This is a genomic window from Pseudochrobactrum lubricantis, from assembly GCF_041929865.1.
Classification (GTDB): domain Bacteria; phylum Pseudomonadota; class Alphaproteobacteria; order Rhizobiales; family Rhizobiaceae; genus Pseudochrobactrum; species Pseudochrobactrum saccharolyticum.
This window is the reverse complement of record NZ_JBHEEE010000001.1, coordinates 50,273-67,144: the sequence shown is the minus strand read 5'-3', so window position 1 is coordinate 67,144 and position 16,872 is coordinate 50,273. Positions and strand designations below refer to the sequence as shown.

Genomic DNA, 16,872 nt, shown 5'->3' with positions numbered 1-16,872 from the left:
AGCATTTCACAGCCTCTCACCGCATATGATAATGCGCCAGCAAAGCCCGCAATGCTGCGGGTTTAAGCGGCTTGTTCAGCACATGAACATTTTCTTCTGTGGCCTGTAATTTGACCTCTTTTGAACGATCGGCCGTCAGCAAAACGGCCGGTATGGTATGACCCAGCGTTTCGCGGATATAGCCGATCATATCCAGCCCGTTTTCACGGTTGAGATGATAGTCCGCCAGAATAATATCCGGCAATATTCTGACGCTCGCTTGTGAACGGGCGATATGATTGCACCAGTCCTTGAGTTGTGCGCCGTCACGGATCAGAGTGATGTCACAACCCCAGCCTTCCAGCAGAATGCGCATGCCGTCGAGGATCAGCGGATCATTATCAATACACAAAACCCGCATATTTTCGAGCGCATTGCTGCGGCGTCTGGCCTGTGACGGTTCAGGTGAAACTTCAACCGCAGGCTCCTGAGATACCGGCATAATGATGCTGAAACAGGTGCCTTTGCCATGTTCGGATTGCAGACGAATTGTCAGATCCAGCACACGGGCAATACGGTCGACAATGGATAGGCCAAGTCCCAGCCCGTCTGCCTGACTGATCCCTTCATCCAGCCGGTAGAACTCGCGGAAAACCAGTTGCTGTTTTTCCGGCGCGATGCCGATACCTGTATCGGCAACCTTGATTTCCAGATCGCCGCCGCGACGGCGCACACCGAGCAGAATTTTGCCGCTGCGGCTGTATTTGATGGAATTTGAGATCAGATTTTGCAGCAGACGGCGCAGAAGATTGCGATCGCTATAGACTGTGAGGGAGCAGGGCACGACACGAAGTTTCAGACCCTTTGTGGCAGCAAGCGGTGTGAAATCTGTGACAACCTGCTGGAGCAGGCGATCCAGACGGAACAGCGAAAGCTCCGGTTTGAGCGCGCCGGTATCAAGCCGTGAAATATCCAGCAGCGCACTGAGAATGCCTTCAACCGCTTCAAGGGAGGAGTCAATATTGCGCGCCAGTTGCGCTTCCGATGCGCCGAGCCTTTCGCTCAAGGCTGTGCTGTAAAGGCGGGCAGCATTGAGTGGCTGCAAAATATCATGACCGGCAGCAGCGAGAAAACGTGTTTTGCCGAAATTGGCCTCTTCCGCCAGTTTCTGCGCACGGACAAGCTGCTGGTTCACTTCAAGCAGTTCGGTGGTGCGATCGGCGACGCGTTGTTCCAGCGTTTCATTGAGACGCTTCATGGAATTATCGGCTTCAACAGAAGCGGTAATATCAGTGTAGCTGGCAACAATGCCGCCATCCGGCATCGGATTGGCTGCAATTTCAATGATTTTGCCGGTGGAGTGTAAGAGGATACGGCTTGGCTCATGGGTACGTTCCAATGTGCGCATCATCATCGCGGCATCACCCGCATGAATTTCGCCATTATGCAGCAAGCGGTCGAGCACATCGGAAATCGGTGTGCCAACCTGTGTCAGCCCGTCCGGTAGTTGCAGCAGATGGCGGAAACGCCGGTTCCAGCAGGTCAGGCGGAAATCCTTGTCGAGAACGGTAATGCCCTGTTCCATCTGATCCAGCGCGGTTTGCAGCAGATCGCGATTGTGCTGCAAGGCTTCTGAAGCATCATCCAGCAGGCGCAGCGTATCCGGTGCAGTATTGTCCTTGCGCTGAAGCAGTAGCGACAGCACCAGCCGCGCGGAAGAGGAGCCGATGGCACTACCCAATATTTGCTCGGCAAACCGGATCAGCGGCACATCGGCGACAGCTTTATCATCCAGCGGCTGATCGCCGTTATGTTCATAGCGGCTGAAAGCAAGGGCAACGCGGTCTTCACCCAGATAGCGGGCAATCGTATTTTTGATTTCCCCGACAGTGACACTGGTGCGGAAACGACGCAGAACCGGCACGGTTTTCAGATTGCGCGGCATGAATGTGCTGGCCTGAATGCGCTCCAGCGGGGTGGACTGGCGGGAGAGTGAGCCGATTACGAAGAACAGTGCATTAATGGCGAGGCTCCACAGAGCGCCATGGGTGAGGGGCAGGGCATCAACGCCGAAGAGTGCCTGCGGACGCAGATAGGAAAGCCCCCATAAACCTTCCCGCAGGATCGGCGCATCAGGATTTGCCAGTGTTGGCAGCAGCAACGTATAGGCCCAGACAGCAAAGCCGCTGACCATGCCCAAAACGGCTCCGCGTGCATTGGCATTGCGCCAGATCAGTCCGCCGATCAGAGGGGGCGCAAATTGTGCAATCGCTGCAAAAGAAACCAGACCGATAGAAGCCAGCCCGAAAGTGCTGGAACTGGCGCGGTAATAGCTGAAAGTCACCGCCAGAATAATCACGATGGTTGCGCGGCGGGTATAGAGGATAAGACGGGTCAGATCGCGTTGCTGATGTTTTTGGCGACGATAGACGTAGCGGATCAGCAATGGCAGCAGCAGATGGTTGGAGATCATGATCGACAGCGCCACGCAGGCCACGATCACCATCGCCGTAGCAGCAGAAAGCCCGCCGACAAAAGCCAGCAGAGTTAAAAGATGTGAGCCTGCTGCCAGCGGCAGAGCCAGAACATAGAGATCTGCATTGGTTGTGGGGCCGAGATTGATAATACCTTGCAGGGCAATCGGCAGGACAAACAGGTTAATCAGGATCAGATAGACCGGAAACAGCCAGCGGGCGGTGCGCAATTCCTTTTCGCTGCGGTTTTCAACTACGGTGACGTGAAACTGGCGCGGCAGCATCAGAATAGCCGCGGCACTCAGAACGGTGTGAACAATCCAGGTGCTGGGGCTGGTACGGGTTAACATGCCCCAGAAATCAATATCCCGCTCCTGCAATTGCTGCGGCAGATCAAAAGGCGAGCCGAAGAGGAAGAAGGTTGTGGCAATGCCGACAATCAGAAAGGCGGTGATCTTGATGACGGATTCTAACGCAACCGCAAGAATCAGCCCGTCCTGATGCTCAGTCGCATCCGTATGTCTGGTGCCAAACAGAATGGCGAATATAGCCAGCAGCGCAGTAACAAACAGCGATATATCGCCGAAGACATAGACAATCGGGTCATAGGAAGCCTGATATTCAGCCAGAACCATATCGACACTGCCGGATACGGCTTTCAGCTGCAGAGCAATATAGGGCATGGAGCCGACCACGGCGATACAGGTGCCGATCGTGGCGACGCTGGTACTTTTGCCGTAACGGGCGGCGAGAAAGTCGGCGATAGAGGTAATGCGCTCGGCTTTTGCCAGCCGCACCACATGACGCAGAAATTTATTGCCGAAGGTGAAAACCAGAATAGGGCCGATATAAATACCTAAGAATTCAAGCCCGCGGTCAGCTGCAAGCCCGACCGAGCCGAAGAAGGTCCATGATGTACAGTAAACAGCAAGGCTGAATGCATAAATATAGGGTCTTGGCTTGGAGCCCCAGCGCGATGCTTTACTGTCGCCAATACTGGCAACCGCAAAGAGCAGGATCAGATAGAGAAATGCGATGCCGATAATGATCCAGCCGTGCATTCAGCCCCCTTGCTGACCGGTTAATGATTGCGGGACAGAAAGATCCTGTATATGGCTGCAATAATGGCAGTCTCTGTCCGCTGATTATTCTGTACCTATGTTTGTATGCAACACTTCAGGATAATCAAGCAGTAAGCTGCTTTCTGATCTTGAGACAATAATAATCTCCGCTACTTTGTTTTTATTGCCGGATATAAAAAGAGTAAGCCCCCGTACTTGTAAAGGATAGCTCATGCTAAAGGAATTTCGTGAATTTGCCCTCAAGGGCAATATGGTCGATCTGGCCATCGGTGTCATCATTGGCGGTGCATTTGGTGGTCTGGTCAATTCCATCGTGAATGACATTATCATGCCGATTATCGGTCTCATCACCGGCGGTATTGATTTCTCCAACATGTTTATCCAGCTGGCCGGTGAGCCTAAGGGTACATTGGCGGCAGCGCGTGAAGCCGGTGCAACCATTGCTTACGGTAATTTCATTACGCTGCTGATTAACTTCCTGATTATCGCATGGGTTCTTTTCCTTGTTGTTAAGGGCATGAACCGCATGAAGAAAAAGGAAGAGGCCAAGCCTGAAGCTGAAGCCGCAATTCCGGCAGATCAGGTTCTGCTGACAGAAATCCGTGATCTTCTGGCGAAAAAAGCCTGATTATAAAATCTTAAACCCGGCCTCAGAAATGAAGCCGGGTTTATTTTTAATTTGTCTGATATTTTGGTTGCATAAAATGCGGCCAATTCAACAAGACTCCGGCGCGACGATTATGCCTGCCATCCGGAAATGCTCTGGTTAAGAATATCCCATGTCCCGTCAGTTCTCTCTGAAAAATATCTATGCGCTTTTCCTGACATTTCTGATTGCCGGCAGCGGTGCCGCAATTGCTTATCTGACCGGACTGCCCATTCCTTTTCTGCTCGGCTCAATGTGCAGCGTGACCATTGCATCTCTGAGCGGTATCCGCATTTATCTGCCTGTCTGGTTGCGTAATGTAGTTTTTATCATGCTCGGCCTGCAAGCCGGTTCCGGTGTGCGTCCTGAAACGCTGAGCCAGATTGGCGAATGGCCTTTGAGCTTTATGCTGCTGTTTGTAATGCTTGTGGCGGTGACCGGTTTTACATTTATGCTGCTGCGCTATGTGTTTCGCTGGGATGCACAAACAGCTTTTTTCTCCTCTTTGCCAGGTGCCTTGTCTTTCGTGATGGCTGCAGCCAGCGAAACCCGTGCCGATCTGGTTAAAATCACCATTATTCAGACTGTCCGCCTGTTGTTGCTCATCGGGTTATTGGCGCCGGTGCTTAATGTGCTTGGGCAATCCGCACCGCATATCGATTTTGTTGCCGGTTCAGGTAGCCAGCAAAAAGAGTGGCTATGGTTGTTCGCTGCGGGTGGCCTTGGCGCGCTGATCGGCCATTACAGCCGTTTGCCGGGCGGGATGATGCTGGGCGCATTGCTCGCCAGTGCGCTGGTCTATGTGACCGGTTTTGTAACCGTGCGCGTGCCGCCTGAAATGGCGGACTTTGGTATGGTTGTTCTCGGAGCTCTGATCGGTTCGCGCGTTGATGCAAGGCATCGCGGCGCTATCCTGAATTATTTGCCGGTGGCGCTGATGGCTTTCATCGTTGGTACGGGAACAGCCGCCGCAATCTGTGCGCTGGCATGGCTGGCAACAGGGCTGCATCCGGCACAAATTGCGCTGGCTTTCGCGCCGGGTGCATTGGAAGCGCTGACTGTGATTGCTTTCTCGCTGGGTGTTGATCCGGCCTATGTGGCTTCGCACCATGTTGTGCGCTTTATGATGATTGCGATCTTTGTGCCGTTTCTTGCCCGATTGCTGCGCCGTATGGATGAAAAGCAAACAGCCGCACAGGCGGAGCTCTGAGCGGCTGTCAGGATTGAAGCTGATATTGCTCTTTATTAAGCAGATTGTTTCAGCGGGCTGCCGGTAAAATCCGTTGCATAAGGAATGTTCAAAGCCTGCCATACTTCCAGCAGTGCCTCTTTCAGACCGGCAATCAGCTCTTCCCCGTGAACAGGAGTCGGTGTGATGCGCAGGCGTTCAGTGCCGCGTGGTACGGTCGGGAAGTTGATCGGCTGAATATAAATGCCATGAACTTCCAGCAGGCGATCCGAAGCTTTTTTGCACAAATCCGCATTGCCGACAAAGAGCGGCACAATATGTGTTTCTGTCGGCATAACCGGCAGACCGGCACGTTTCAGCGTGTCCTTGGTCAGTTGTGCATTCTTCTGCTGCAATTCGCGTTCGGTGCCCGAGGCTTTGAGATGGCGAATGGCTGCAACAGTCGCATTGGCAATTGCTGGTGGCAGGGCTGAGGTAAAGATGAAGCCCGGCGCATAGGAGCGCACAGCATCAACCACAGCCTTGGAACCGGTAATATATCCGCCCAGTGTGCCGAAGGATTTGGCCAGTGTACCTTCAATAATATCAATGCGATGGCTCAGGCCTTCGCGTTCTGAAATACCGCCGCCGCGTGCGCCATACATACCAACGGCATGGACTTCATCAAGATAGGTCATGGCATTGTATTTTTCTGCCAGTTCCACAATTGCTTTCAGCGGTGCCACATCGCCGTCCATGGAATAGACGGATTCAAAAACGATCAGCTTGGCGCGGTCTTTGCCCGCAGCCTTCAAAAGCTCTTCAAGATGCTGCACATCATTGTGACGGAAAATCTGCTTGTCGGCACCGGAATGACGGATACCGGCGATCATCGATGCATGATTGAGTTCATCCGACAGGATCAGGCAATCCGGCAGCAGCTTGGCAATGGTCGAGATAGAGGCATCATTGGAGACAAAGCCGGAGGTGAAAACCAGACCGGCTTCTTTGCCGTGCAAATCCGCGAGCTCATGTTCAAGCTCAACAAGCGGATGATTATTGCCGGAGATATTGCGTGTGCCACCGGCGCCGGACCCTTGCGAGACGGCTGCATCGGTCATGGCTTTCAGAACATCAGGATTTTGCCCCATACCGAGATAATCATTGGAGCACCATACGGTGATTTCACGCGCCTGACCGTTATGGCGCCAGATTGCTTGCGGAAAGCGGCCGACAATACGCTCCAGATCAGCAAATACACGGTAACGATTTTCAGTGTGAAGGCGGTCAATGGCCGCTTCAAAAAACCGGCTATAGTCCATGAGGCATCTTCCTTTTCTTCACCGTTACCTAATCCTTTAGAGGCGCGACGTCTATAAGGACATGTGCGGTAAATAGACCTAGGCCGGTTTTGCGGCATTGATTTCAGTCAATCAGGCCGCCTCAGTCACGGGTTTTCGATATATTCCGGTTGAAAAGGCCGGAGCTGTCCGCAATTTTAGTCACACTCTGTTGTAAAAGGGCGCATTCAACGCTAATTGAGTTTGCAACAGAGTGTTTAATCCTTGCGTGCATGCATAATTTTCGGACGGGGCGGCTATGAAAAAGCAAATTTCGGCAAAGTCATGTGTGGCGCCAAGCCCGCGTATCGGTCGTCCGGCGCGGATTTCTCTTGAGGAAATCGCGCGTGTGACGCTGAAAATCGGTCTCGATGATGTGACGATGATTGCTGTCGGTCAGGCGCTCGGGGTCGATCACTCATCCCTCTACCGCTATGTCAAAGGCCGCAATGAATTGCTGCTGGCTGCTGCCGATCTGGCCATTACCGAACTGGACTGGCGCGGTAATCCTGCCGACTGGTATGAGTTTGCGCAAAATGTCGCCAATTCGGCCTGGGAATTATTCAACAGACATCCGGGGCTGGCCGATGCCATGCGGGAACTGGAAGTATCCCCGCCATCCGGTATCCGCGCTTTTGGTGAAATGGCTAACCAGTTTGTGGAATATGGTTTCTCGGCTGAGGAAGCCGTTGTGCTGATCGACAGTATGATGGATATGACGGTCGATTACTTCACCGGCTGGCGCAGAGCCTATAAAAAACCGGGTCGCATTGGCGAACGCGGAATTGAGAAGGTTGTGCAGTCGTGGCAGGCAGAAGCCGCACGCAATCCGGATACGGCGCGACCGATCCTGATTATGAGCCGTATGATGACGGATCACCCGAAGGATTGGTGGGACAAAAAACTGCTTCTGATCCTTGATGGTGCGCAGGCCGTTTTCAACAGACGTCAGCAGATTTATGAGGCTGCTGAATAAGCGCAGTAGCCTGTCTGATCACGTCCGCCAATGTTTCTGTATAGCGCGCCACTTCCGGCGCACCCATTAATTCCCCGAAAGTGCCGCGGGCTAAAGGCCCTGCGATAAACAGATTATCAGCAATGCTGCCGTTTTTGCCGATGGCACGCATGGTTGTATCCGTTCGCTCGGTGCGGCTTGTATGCAGACCAAGACCTGTAGGGTCCATTTCAATCAGACCGTCTTCGCAGAGCATTGCCAATGGCGGGCACTGGCCGATAATATCGCCATGCGCAGGGCCGGTGGTAACGATTATAGCGTCAAAATGCTGTCTGATTGTTCCGGATTGTCCGCGCAGGCGATAGGTCACAATAAAGCCGTGACCGTCATCAGCGCGTGCAGCATCCGTGAGGTGCGCGCCGAGAAATTTCAGTGTTCCGGAGCGGCAGCGTTCATCAAGAACATCATCTGTCTGAGTTGCTAAGCGAAACCTATGCGCATCCCAGAACGTGCGCAGATGGCGGACAATGCGCTTGCGCTCACTGAGCGGCAGGGCAAGCCATATCTCGCCGCCCTGATCGCGCAAAGTATCAATCACCGATTGCCATGGCACGGATTGTTGTGCCGCTTCGCGGATTGTCCGGCGGACTTTGTGCAGCAGGCGCACGGCGGATGTTTCCGGCGGATTGATAAAATCACCGAAGAAACGCGGCGGTCTTGGCTCATCGGCTTTGAGCCGCAGATTGGAACGGGAGCGCAGACCGTGACGGGACAAAACGGTGATATTGCCGCGATGTCCGTGTTGTGACAGCCCTGCCACCATATCGGCAGAGGTGAGACCTGCGCCGACGATCAGAACCGAACTGTCCGGACCTGTCTCCTGAAGCAATTGCCGGAGAGCACCTGCCTGATAAGGATTGGCGATCAGCCCTTTTACATGGTTCTGGCCGGATTGCTGGAGTTCTCGCAATGGTGCGGGGAGGGCAGGCAGCGGATGTGACGCAGCGATCACCAGAAAATCCGCTTCCCGCGTTTCGCCTTTATCTGTGGTAACCTGATAGCGGCCGGAGGCGCAGCGTTTGGCGCCGGTAGCGCAGGCACAAATGTGCTGTACTTGTCCGCTTGCAAGCAGCGGTGCAAGCTGTTCCGCCATATAGGTGCCGAAAGTGCTGCGCCTTGCGTAAATCTGGCCGTTCTCCGTCATGGCTTCCGGATCATTGTTCAGACTGTGCTGCTCTTCCATCCAGCGGGCAAAATGCGGCTTGTCTTCATAAAATATGCTCATCCGGTCGGAGAGAACATTGAGGCGGAAGGCATCCTCATTGGTGGAATAAGCCAGACCGGCGCCAAGAGAGGAGCGCGGTTCTATGATTGTAATTTGAAGTTTTGCCGGATCGGTTATCGCTGCCAGATGATAGGCCAGAGAAGCGCCGGAGAAGCCGCCCCCGATAATGATGATGGATTTGTGCCGGTTTTCATGATGCGGGCGGTCAGTGCAGGCAGAAGGCAATACAGTCAAAACATATATCCGGCTTCAGGTGACGATGCTGTAATCTGTAAGAAAAAAATTATTACAGGTCGCTGCCAGTTTATAGTAATGAAATCCGGTTTTGCAATTCTGCGGTAAAGTAATTTTCTTTGAAATGATGCCGGAATAAAAGTTTTCTCTCCGGCGGTCAGAGGCCGAAGAGCTTTTTCAGGAACAATAATCCGCCATCGGTGCGGCGGATATAACGGCGCGGCAAGCCAAACGGATCATCTGTTGCGCGGGCATGACCGCGTTTGGTGGTGGTGGCGTGAACATAGCCCGCTTGTCGGGTCACATCGCGCACAGCCTGTGTTTCGCCGCCATAAGGGTAACAGAAATTGGTGACTTCAGCGCCAAGTATCTCTTCAAGAATTTTCTTTGAACCGGCTATCTGCCGTTCTGCTTCCTGCAAATCCGCATCCGGCAGATAGATATGGTCAAGCGTATGTGCGCCAACCTCATGGCCATGTGCAGCCCAGTCGCGCAATTGTTCGGCACTCATGCAGGGAATTTCAACTGCGCCTTTCGGAATGTCCCATTCATTACGTCCGCCGATCTGATTGGCGACGAAATAATTGGTGGCAGTAAAACCCAGCTCATTCAGCACCGGCATGGCGTGCTGATAGACATTGAGAAAACCGTCATCAAACGTGATAACCGCAACCTTGCCTTGTTTTTTTGCCCTCAAGATAAGGGCGGGCATCGCGCATGGACAATCCCTGATAGCCCAGTCTTTTCAGCCAGCGCATCTGCGAGCGGAACCGGTCCGGATGCACATGCAGGCTGCGAAACGGCTTGTCGCGTGTAGGCGGTACATCAATCGAATGATAGAGAAGAATGGGAATAGCAGAAGATTTCATCAGGCTTTTCCGGATTTGCGGGAATAGGTTTTGACGCTGTGCCGGTAGAAAGGCCGCATCAGTTCTCTGTGCAGTTTATGCGCCAGAGAGCGGTTCTGTTTCAAGGTGCTGCCGCCCAGATTGGCAGATATTTCCTGCACGCCACCCGGAACAACGGAAAGCGGCTGCAATCCGGTTACCCAGTTCATCTGGGCAAAAGTATCAACAGGGCGGTCAAATTTCTCGGTTGCTTTCAACAGCGCTTGCGCGGCATCACGGGTAATCAGTTGCGCGACCATGCCCAGCCCGACTGGCACCGGACGAATGACTTTCATTGTTCCCTGTTCGAGCACAACAGCGCCGGTCTCACGGTCGGAGCGGAACGGCAGACGTACCAGCCCGCCTTGCTCGGCAATCGCCGCGGCCGCTTTAAAAGCAGCAGGAAAGTCCGCTGTCAGCGCCACATCATCTTCCAGCACAAGTGCTGCATCGAGATTTTGATCGATGATTGTCTGCCATGTTTTGCGGTGCGACAGAAAACAGGCAATTTCGTTACGGCTCAGGCGGAACGGATAATAAGGTTTGTGCAGGCGCGTCTGATAGGCCTGTGCCGCATCTGCATCGCTCAGCTGTTTTGCATCAACAGCTGTAATGATTTCTGCCGGTACCGGTAATTGGGAGATCAGTTCATTCACCTGCGTGCGGCGTTCTGTTGCGCGCTCCAGATGAATGATGAATGCTTTAATCTGCGGTTTCTGCATGACTGACCTTTGCCGGAACGGCTTATATTTTTCGCTGATCGCAGCTCTGCGACCGCATATAAGAATTGCCTATAGCAGCTTAAAGGTCTTGTCGGAAAGTGAGAAATATTACCTATGTAAAATGGAAAACGGGCAGATAGAAAATCTGCCCGTATGTTGTGTTTTTGTAAAGCTTAGCCCCGTTTAATTGAAACGCGTAGCGATCACCGGATTGCGGGTATAATTCCGCAGAGCCTGACGCAGCAAGCCGCTTGCATCTGCATAAGTGGCAGGGAAATCTGCAGGCTGATATTTCATAATATGCGGTATCGCCGCTTTGAGTGATTGCAGAACATGTTGCGGCAACCGGTCTGAACATTGGGTCAGACGGCGGAAAATCACGCTGATGCGGACGGATTTTCCGTACACGGCAACCTGTGGTTCCTGACCGGCCATATCCCAGTCTTCATAGGCATGAACAGCTTCGTGGAAGCCGTTCAGCAGATAAATTGATGCATGTCCGTTATGGAGCGGCGGCAGTAAACTTGACATTCCTGTCTCCTCTGTCGGGCTGCTTACTGCAAACTTTCCTTGCATGGAGTTCGCAGTAATTTGAAAAATGCCTGTTTCTGTGTTTTGCGGCGCACAGACAGGCCGTTGAAAATATAAATCTGTTTCCGGCATCAAAGCCTGAACCGGAAAGTGTCGGCTGATTATCGCCTGATTATATGACAGTTCTATAATGGACGGCTGTTTCAGCCGTGTTTTCTGTTCGGGCTTTTAACCCGCAAAGACGATCATGAAACAAAGATCGTGCCTGTCAGAGTAACGAAAATATCGCTCCGGTAAATCCCGATATTATCGTACTTTCGGATAATGCTGTAAAAAAGAAAAATCTTTTTAAAATACAAAAAGAGAGAAGACGCCCCGTCCTCTCTCCCTGTGAAAATGCAGTATTGTGTTTCAGCTTTTTCCGAGTTCAACAGAGCGGTTACGGGCAGCTTCAACCGCTTCGCTGACAAGATTTTGCAGGCGATTGTCGCCCATCAGCACTTCGAGAGCAGCTGCTGTTGTCCCATTAGGGCTGGTGACATTAATGCGTAATTGCGATGGTGTATCCGTGCTTGTCGCAGCGAGAGCGCCTGCACCGTAAACTGTCTGCATGGCCAGCATGGCAGCAATATCCTGCGGCAGACCGGCGGTTACACCAGCTTGTGTAAGACATTCAATGAAATGAAATACATAAGCGGGGCCGGAGCCGGATATTGCGGTTACAGCATCCATCAGGCTTTCATCTTTGACCTGTGCGACCTGACCACTGGTTTCCAGTAATTCTTCGGTAAAGCGCATGACATCTGCCTGCACATTGCTATTGGCAAATGTCACCATCATGCCTTTGCCAATCGCTGCCGGTGTGTTCGGCATACAGCGGATAATCGCGGCCTGCGCGCCCAGAATTTTCTCGAATAAGGCAACCGGTGTACCGGCAGCCACGCTGAGAAAAGCCGAGGCCGATGCATGGTTTTTATAGGCAGGCAGAATGTCCTGAATGACCTGTGGTTTGACCGCAATGATAATCAGCTGCGGAGAGCCGGTAATGCCTGTGCTGTCCGGCAGTGCTTTAACGCCGAGTTTTGTCGCACGTTCGCGTAAAGTGTTTGCTGGTTCAACCACTGTCACGTCAGAAGGCTGTAACTTGCCCGAGGAGAGCCATCCCTGCAGCATGGCAAACCCCATATTGCCGCAACCAACCAGAACAACAGTGTTATTTGCCATCAAATGCCTCTCCTGTGATTTGCCCGACCATAGAACATTCGACCGGCAGATGGAAATATCGTTCGCTGCCCAGAGTGAAATTCCGGCTTAGTGACAGGCGCGGTGTCACATTAATCAGATAAATGTGAAATTTATTTCTTATAGTGGTTGCCAGAGTCATTAAGGTTTTGTTAACCATAAGACAGAGTGATTTGCACCGGCTTCGCCGCGCTGCAAAGGCGTAACGGGTAAACGTGATTTACATTGTGAAATGCGTTGCTTCTGGCGTGTCGCTTATCTGCGAACAGTTTTGAAAAGCTTTCATGATCTGCTGTGAATTTTATTCCGGTCGGTCAGGTTCTTATGAGTCCGTTTTTTCGGACAGAACAGGCGTTTCAGGCATGGAATTTCCAAAAAACCTCGGTTTTGGCCGGATTTTTGGAATGTGCAGAGGAGGGGCAAAACACTCTGATACCGGATGCCGTTTGCGTGTCCGGCGCATATTAACCTGCGTCTCTGGCGCATATTATGCCTGCGTCTCTGACGCATATTATGCCTGCGTCTCTGACGCATTTTATGAATGACTGTGTAAATAAATTTTAAGACGGGGCGGCATTATGGAACGTGATAATAAATTTTCCGGCACATTACCGCTTTTGGCCTATGCACCTCAGGATTTTGGCCTGAACATCCAGCGTTCCCGCGCTTACCGTGCGCGGGCCGCAATGGGGCGCACCGGTGTGCAGCCGCTGCGCAGTCATGCACAGGCTCCGGCGCAGGCACCCGCACAGACATCGGCAAAAGCTGACAGAGCTGTACTTGCCGAACCTGCACCGGTTTCGTCATCTTCTTTGTTCAAGAAACTGTGGCTGAACCTGTCCGGCCTTTTAAAGCGCGGCAAACAAGCTGAAACCGCTGCGGAACAGCCTGCGCAGCCGGTGGTTACAAGGCAAATGCCTGTCGCGCCTGTGGCAAAGCAAATGCCTGTGAAACAGGGCGATGCGGAACCGCAGGAGCTGAAACAGCAACCGGCGGAAGAGGCTATTGCGGAAGTGCGCCAGCCGGTTTCCAAAACCTATGCTGCCATGCGCAAAAATGCGCTCGGCACTGCTGCGGCAGATCAGACTATTCCGGAAGCTGCAGACCTTTCCCATGCACTGGCCGAAATCCGGCAGGCATTGCGTGAGCATGAGAAGCTGGCCGGTGCCAGACAGAATGAAAATTCGTCACGTTGATGCCGTTATTCCGATAGCATGACCGTTTTTTGATTGTCATCATCGCGCTGGCAGATTATGCGGGGGCAGGATGTGAGCGCGTGGCTTTGTGATCCCGCAATTTCGGCCTTGCATTGTTTTTTTGTCTGACGGAGTTGTGAGATGGCGACTGAGACGAGCGGCGCAAAAGTAATCGACGGTAAATTGCTGGCGGAAGATGTGGTGGCAGCGGTTAAAGCTGCAACATCCGACTTGTTAAATACAACCGGCACAAAGCCTGGGATTGCTGTGGTGATCGTCGGGGAAGATCCGGCCAGTCAGGTTTATGTCGCCTCCAAAGGCCGCAAAGCACGCGAATGCGGTTTCCACTCTGTACAGCACACATTGACTGAAGACACATCTGAGGCGGATCTGCTGGATCTGATCGACAGTCTCAATAATGACCCTGCCATTCACGGTATTCTGGTGCAGTTGCCGCTGCCGAAACATATTGATGAAGGTCGCGTTATTCAGACTATCGCGCCGGACAAAGATGTCGACGGCTTTCATTATATCAATGTCGGCAAGCTCGGTACCGGCGCTGTGGACAGTGCCTTTGTGCCATGCACACCGGCTGGCAGCATGATTATGATTGAGCGCCAGCTTGGTCGTGATCTGTCTGGTTTGAATGCTGTTGTCATCGGCCGCTCCAATATTGTTGGCAAGCCGATGGCGAATTTGCTGCTTGCAGCCAATGCGACTGTCACTGTTGCCCATAGCCGTACCAAAGACCTGCCGGCCTTGGCACGCACCGCTGATATTCTGGTGGCAGCTGTCGGCCGTCCTCAAATGGTCAAAGGTGACTGGATCAAACCGGGTGCAACTGTGATTGATGTGGGTATCAACCGCATTGATGCACCGGAAAAGGGTGAAGGCAAGACCCGTCTCGTCGGCGATGTGGATTATGCAGAGGCTGCAAAAGTGGCCGGAGCGATTACCCCGGTTCCGGGTGGTGTAGGACCTATGACCATTGCCATGCTGATGGCCAATACGCTGGTCGCCGCTTGCCGCGCTGCCGGTGCGAAAGCACCAAAATTTTGAAACTGTGTTAAGCCGCCGAAATTCTGATTTTAAGTAGTTAAAAGAACGGCGCGGTCATTTTGATCGCGCCGTTTTTTGTTACCTTTTAAAATACTGATGCGCCTTGATCCGCATGGCCTGCAATGTGCCGGAATGCGGAGAACAATTCCCGTCCCATACCGAAATGATTACGGGTGAGATCAGGTGTTTCAATATTGCGCGACTGCAATTCATCCCCGCTCAGCAGGACAGACAGGGTGCCTTGCACGGCATCAAGGCGGATAATGTCGCCTTCCTGAATTTTCGCAATCATACCATTATCAAGGGCTTCCGGTGTCACATGAATGGCGGAAGGCACTTTGCCGGATGCACCGGAGAGACGGCCATCTGTTACAAGTGCCACGCGCTGTCCGCGATCCTGCAAAATGCCAAGCACAGTCATCAGCTTGTGCAGTTCCGGCATACCATTGGCCTTCGGGCCCTGATAGCGGACAACGGCGATGAAATCACCTTCGAGCTTGCCTGCCTTGAAAGCATCCTGCATTTCCGACTGATCGTGGAAAATTTTCGCAGGCGCTTCAATCACATGACGATCCGGTTTGACGGCGGAAACTTTAATGATCGCGCTGCCAATATTGCCGCTCAGTACTTTGATACCGCCATCCGGCTGGAAAGGTGCATTGGCTTTAGCCAGAACTTTGGCATCAGCACTCACTTCAGGGGCAGGGTTGCGTGCAATCGTACCATCCGCATTGAGCGCCGGTTCAATCGTATAGTCGCGTAGAGTCTCACCCCAGACGGTACGCACATCTTCGTGCAGCAGTCCGGCATCCAGCAACTCACGGATCAGATAGCCCATGCCGCCGGCGGCATGGAAATGGTTTACGTCAGCCAGACCGTTCGGATAGACGCGGGCAAGCAGCGGTACTGTTGCCGAAATGTCGGATATATCCTGCCATGTCAGTTTGATGCCTGCGGCGGCGGCCATGGCAATCAGATGGATGGTGTGGTTGGTGGAGCCGCCGGTGGCATTGAGGCCGACAACACCATTAACGAAAGAACGCTCATCCAGCATCGCGCCGACCGGCGTATAATCATTGCCGCAGGCGGTGATCTGCAAAGCGCGTTTGGCAGCTTCCTTGGTCATCGCATCGCGTAACGGGGTATTCGGATTGATAAAGGATGAGCCCGGAATATGCAGCCCCATGATTTCCATCAGCATCTGATTGGAATTGGCTGTGCCATAGAATGTGCAGGTGCCGGGGCCGTGATAGGATTTGGACTCGGATTCCAGCAATTCTGCACGGCCGACTTTGCCTTCCGCATAAAGCTGGCGGATACGGGCTTTTTCATCATTTGGCAGGCCGGATGTCATAGGTCCTGCCGGAATGAAAATCGCAGGCAAATGACCGAAGGTGAGGGCACCGATCACCAGCCCCGGTACGATCTTGTCGCACACGCCGAGATAGACGGCAGCGTCAAACATATCATGGGACAGGCCGACGGCAGTGGCCATGGCAATCACATCGCGTGAGAACAGCGACAGTTCCATACCTGCAAAACCTTGCGTAACACCGTCACACATGGCAGGCACGCCACCGGCAACCTGCGCAATGCCACCTGCTTCACGCGCTGCCTGTTTGATAAGCTGCGGAAATGTCTCAAATGGCTGATGCGCGGAGAGCATATCATTATAAGCGGTGATAATGCCGATATTGAGCAGCTGATCACCAGCCAGTCCTGCTTTGTCGGAAGGGCCGCAGGCCGCAAAACCATGAGCCAGATTGGCGCAACCAAGTGCAGTGCGCACGGGCTTGCGTGATGCAGCTTCACTGATCCGCCCCAGATAGGCTTCACGGGTCGGGCGGGAGCGCTCGATAATCCGGTTGGTGATCGCCTGCAGGGTGTGATTCACGGTCATTTCAGTCTCCCGTACCGGTCAGCAACCGGTCATGCGCATTAATATTTAAACCGATTTAATAGCAGTTTAATATACGGAAAATAAGTATAGCGAAAGAGTGGAAAAAGGCTGATGCGTCTATAAAGCGCACGGGAATGGACGGGGGAGAAAGGAAGCACAATCCGGCTCATTC

Annotated in this window: 12 protein-coding genes and 1 pseudogene; 5 read left to right on the top strand and 8 right to left on the bottom strand. The window is 52.9% G+C overall.

The features are described 5' to 3' along the window. Window positions 1-16: 16 nt before the first annotated feature. On the bottom strand, window positions 17-3,514 hold the full coding sequence (locus tag JNC80_RS00320; RefSeq protein ID WP_376709133.1) for a PAS domain-containing hybrid sensor histidine kinase/response regulator: 3,498 nt from the start codon (window positions 3,512-3,514) through the stop codon (window positions 17-19). Window positions 3,515-3,746: 232 nt separating this feature from the next. On the opposite strand from JNC80_RS00320, the gene mscL reads away from it, so the two are divergent. Then, a complete protein-coding gene (mscL, locus tag JNC80_RS00315) occupies window positions 3,747-4,163 on the top strand; it encodes a large conductance mechanosensitive channel protein MscL (protein WP_022711155.1) in 417 nt (138 codons plus the stop codon). A 151-nt stretch (window positions 4,164-4,314) separates the two neighbouring features. After that, window positions 4,315-5,391: an AbrB family protein gene (locus JNC80_RS00310; protein WP_376709132.1), complete on the top strand. Its 1,077-nt coding sequence runs from the start codon at window positions 4,315-4,317 to the stop codon at window positions 5,389-5,391. A 35-nt stretch (window positions 5,392-5,426) separates the two neighbouring features. Here the strand turns inward: JNC80_RS00310 and hemA are convergent, their stop codons facing one another. After that, a complete protein-coding gene (gene hemA, locus JNC80_RS00305; RefSeq protein ID WP_022711157.1) occupies window positions 5,427-6,671 on the bottom strand; it encodes a 5-aminolevulinate synthase in 1,245 nt (414 codons plus the stop codon). Between the two features lie 277 nt (window positions 6,672-6,948). On the opposite strand from hemA, the gene JNC80_RS00300 reads away from it, so the two are divergent. Beyond that, window positions 6,949-7,665, top strand: a complete 717-nt coding sequence (locus JNC80_RS00300; protein WP_151158436.1) for a TetR/AcrR family transcriptional regulator C-terminal domain-containing protein — start codon at window positions 6,949-6,951, stop codon at window positions 7,663-7,665. On the opposite strand, the gene JNC80_RS00295 is transcribed toward JNC80_RS00300, so the two are convergent. From JNC80_RS00295 to proC, 5 genes and pseudogenes are all read right to left on the bottom strand, one after another. After that, complete coding sequence (locus JNC80_RS00295; protein WP_376709131.1) at window positions 7,628-9,163, bottom strand: FAD/NAD(P)-binding protein; 1,536 nt, start codon at window positions 9,161-9,163, stop codon at window positions 7,628-7,630. The genes JNC80_RS00300 and JNC80_RS00295 overlap by 38 nt on opposite strands. Window positions 9,164-9,320: 157 nt before the next feature. Further along, window positions 9,321-10,032, bottom strand: a pseudogene (locus tag JNC80_RS00290) (polysaccharide deacetylase family protein). After that, complete coding sequence (locus JNC80_RS00285) at window positions 10,032-10,772, bottom strand: glycosyltransferase family 25 protein (RefSeq protein ID WP_376709130.1); 741 nt, start codon at window positions 10,770-10,772, stop codon at window positions 10,032-10,034. The pseudogene JNC80_RS00290 and the gene JNC80_RS00285 overlap by 1 nt, the downstream one beginning before the upstream one ends. A gap of 183 nt (window positions 10,773-10,955) precedes the next feature. Next, on the bottom strand, window positions 10,956-11,303 hold the full coding sequence (locus tag JNC80_RS00280) for a BRA0787 family protein (protein WP_022711162.1): 348 nt from the start codon (window positions 11,301-11,303) through the stop codon (window positions 10,956-10,958). Between the two features lie 411 nt (window positions 11,304-11,714). Continuing rightward, window positions 11,715-12,527, bottom strand: a complete 813-nt coding sequence (gene proC / locus JNC80_RS00275) for a pyrroline-5-carboxylate reductase (protein ID WP_376709129.1) — start codon at window positions 12,525-12,527, stop codon at window positions 11,715-11,717. A 596-nt stretch (window positions 12,528-13,123) separates the two neighbouring features. Between proC and JNC80_RS00270 the strand changes: the two genes are divergently transcribed. Beyond that, the gene (locus JNC80_RS00270) at window positions 13,124-13,741 is read left to right on the top strand and encodes a hypothetical protein (RefSeq protein WP_376709127.1); all 618 of its coding nucleotides are present in this window, start codon (window positions 13,124-13,126) and stop codon (window positions 13,739-13,741) included. A 141-nt stretch (window positions 13,742-13,882) separates the two neighbouring features. After that, complete coding sequence (gene folD, locus JNC80_RS00265; protein ID WP_225686925.1) at window positions 13,883-14,800, top strand: bifunctional methylenetetrahydrofolate dehydrogenase/methenyltetrahydrofolate cyclohydrolase FolD; 918 nt, start codon at window positions 13,883-13,885, stop codon at window positions 14,798-14,800. An 85-nt stretch (window positions 14,801-14,885) separates the two neighbouring features. On the opposite strand, the gene edd is transcribed toward folD, so the two are convergent. Next, a complete protein-coding gene (gene edd, locus JNC80_RS00260) occupies window positions 14,886-16,700 on the bottom strand; it encodes a phosphogluconate dehydratase (protein ID WP_376709126.1) in 1,815 nt (604 codons plus the stop codon). Between the last annotated feature and the right edge of the window lie 172 nt (window positions 16,701-16,872).

Excerpts from the sequence above, each read along its gene's own strand:
- JNC80_RS00320 (WP_376709133.1), bottom strand. The coding sequence starts at position 3,514 with ATGCACGGCTGGATCATTATCGGCATCGCATTTCTCTATCTGATCCTG.
- mscL (WP_022711155.1), top strand. The coding sequence starts at position 3,747 with ATGCTAAAGGAATTTCGTGAATTTGCCCTCAAGGGCAATATGGTCGAT.
- JNC80_RS00310 (WP_376709132.1), top strand. The coding sequence starts at position 4,315 with ATGTCCCGTCAGTTCTCTCTGAAAAATATCTATGCGCTTTTCCTGACA.
- hemA (WP_022711157.1), bottom strand. The coding sequence starts at position 6,671 with ATGGACTATAGCCGGTTTTTTGAAGCGGCCATTGACCGCCTTCACACT.
- JNC80_RS00300 (WP_151158436.1), top strand. The coding sequence starts at position 6,949 with ATGAAAAAGCAAATTTCGGCAAAGTCATGTGTGGCGCCAAGCCCGCGT.
- JNC80_RS00285 (WP_376709130.1), bottom strand. The coding sequence starts at position 10,772 with ATGCAGAAACCGCAGATTAAAGCATTCATCATTCATCTGGAGCGCGCA.
- JNC80_RS00280 (WP_022711162.1), bottom strand. The coding sequence starts at position 11,303 with ATGTCAAGTTTACTGCCGCCGCTCCATAACGGACATGCATCAATTTAT.
- proC (WP_376709129.1), bottom strand. The coding sequence starts at position 12,527 with ATGGCAAATAACACTGTTGTTCTGGTTGGTTGCGGCAATATGGGGTTT.
- JNC80_RS00270 (WP_376709127.1), top strand. The coding sequence starts at position 13,124 with ATGGAACGTGATAATAAATTTTCCGGCACATTACCGCTTTTGGCCTAT.
- folD (WP_225686925.1), top strand. The coding sequence starts at position 13,883 with ATGGCGACTGAGACGAGCGGCGCAAAAGTAATCGACGGTAAATTGCTG.
- edd (WP_376709126.1), bottom strand. The coding sequence starts at position 16,700 with ATGACCGTGAATCACACCCTGCAGGCGATCACCAACCGGATTATCGAG.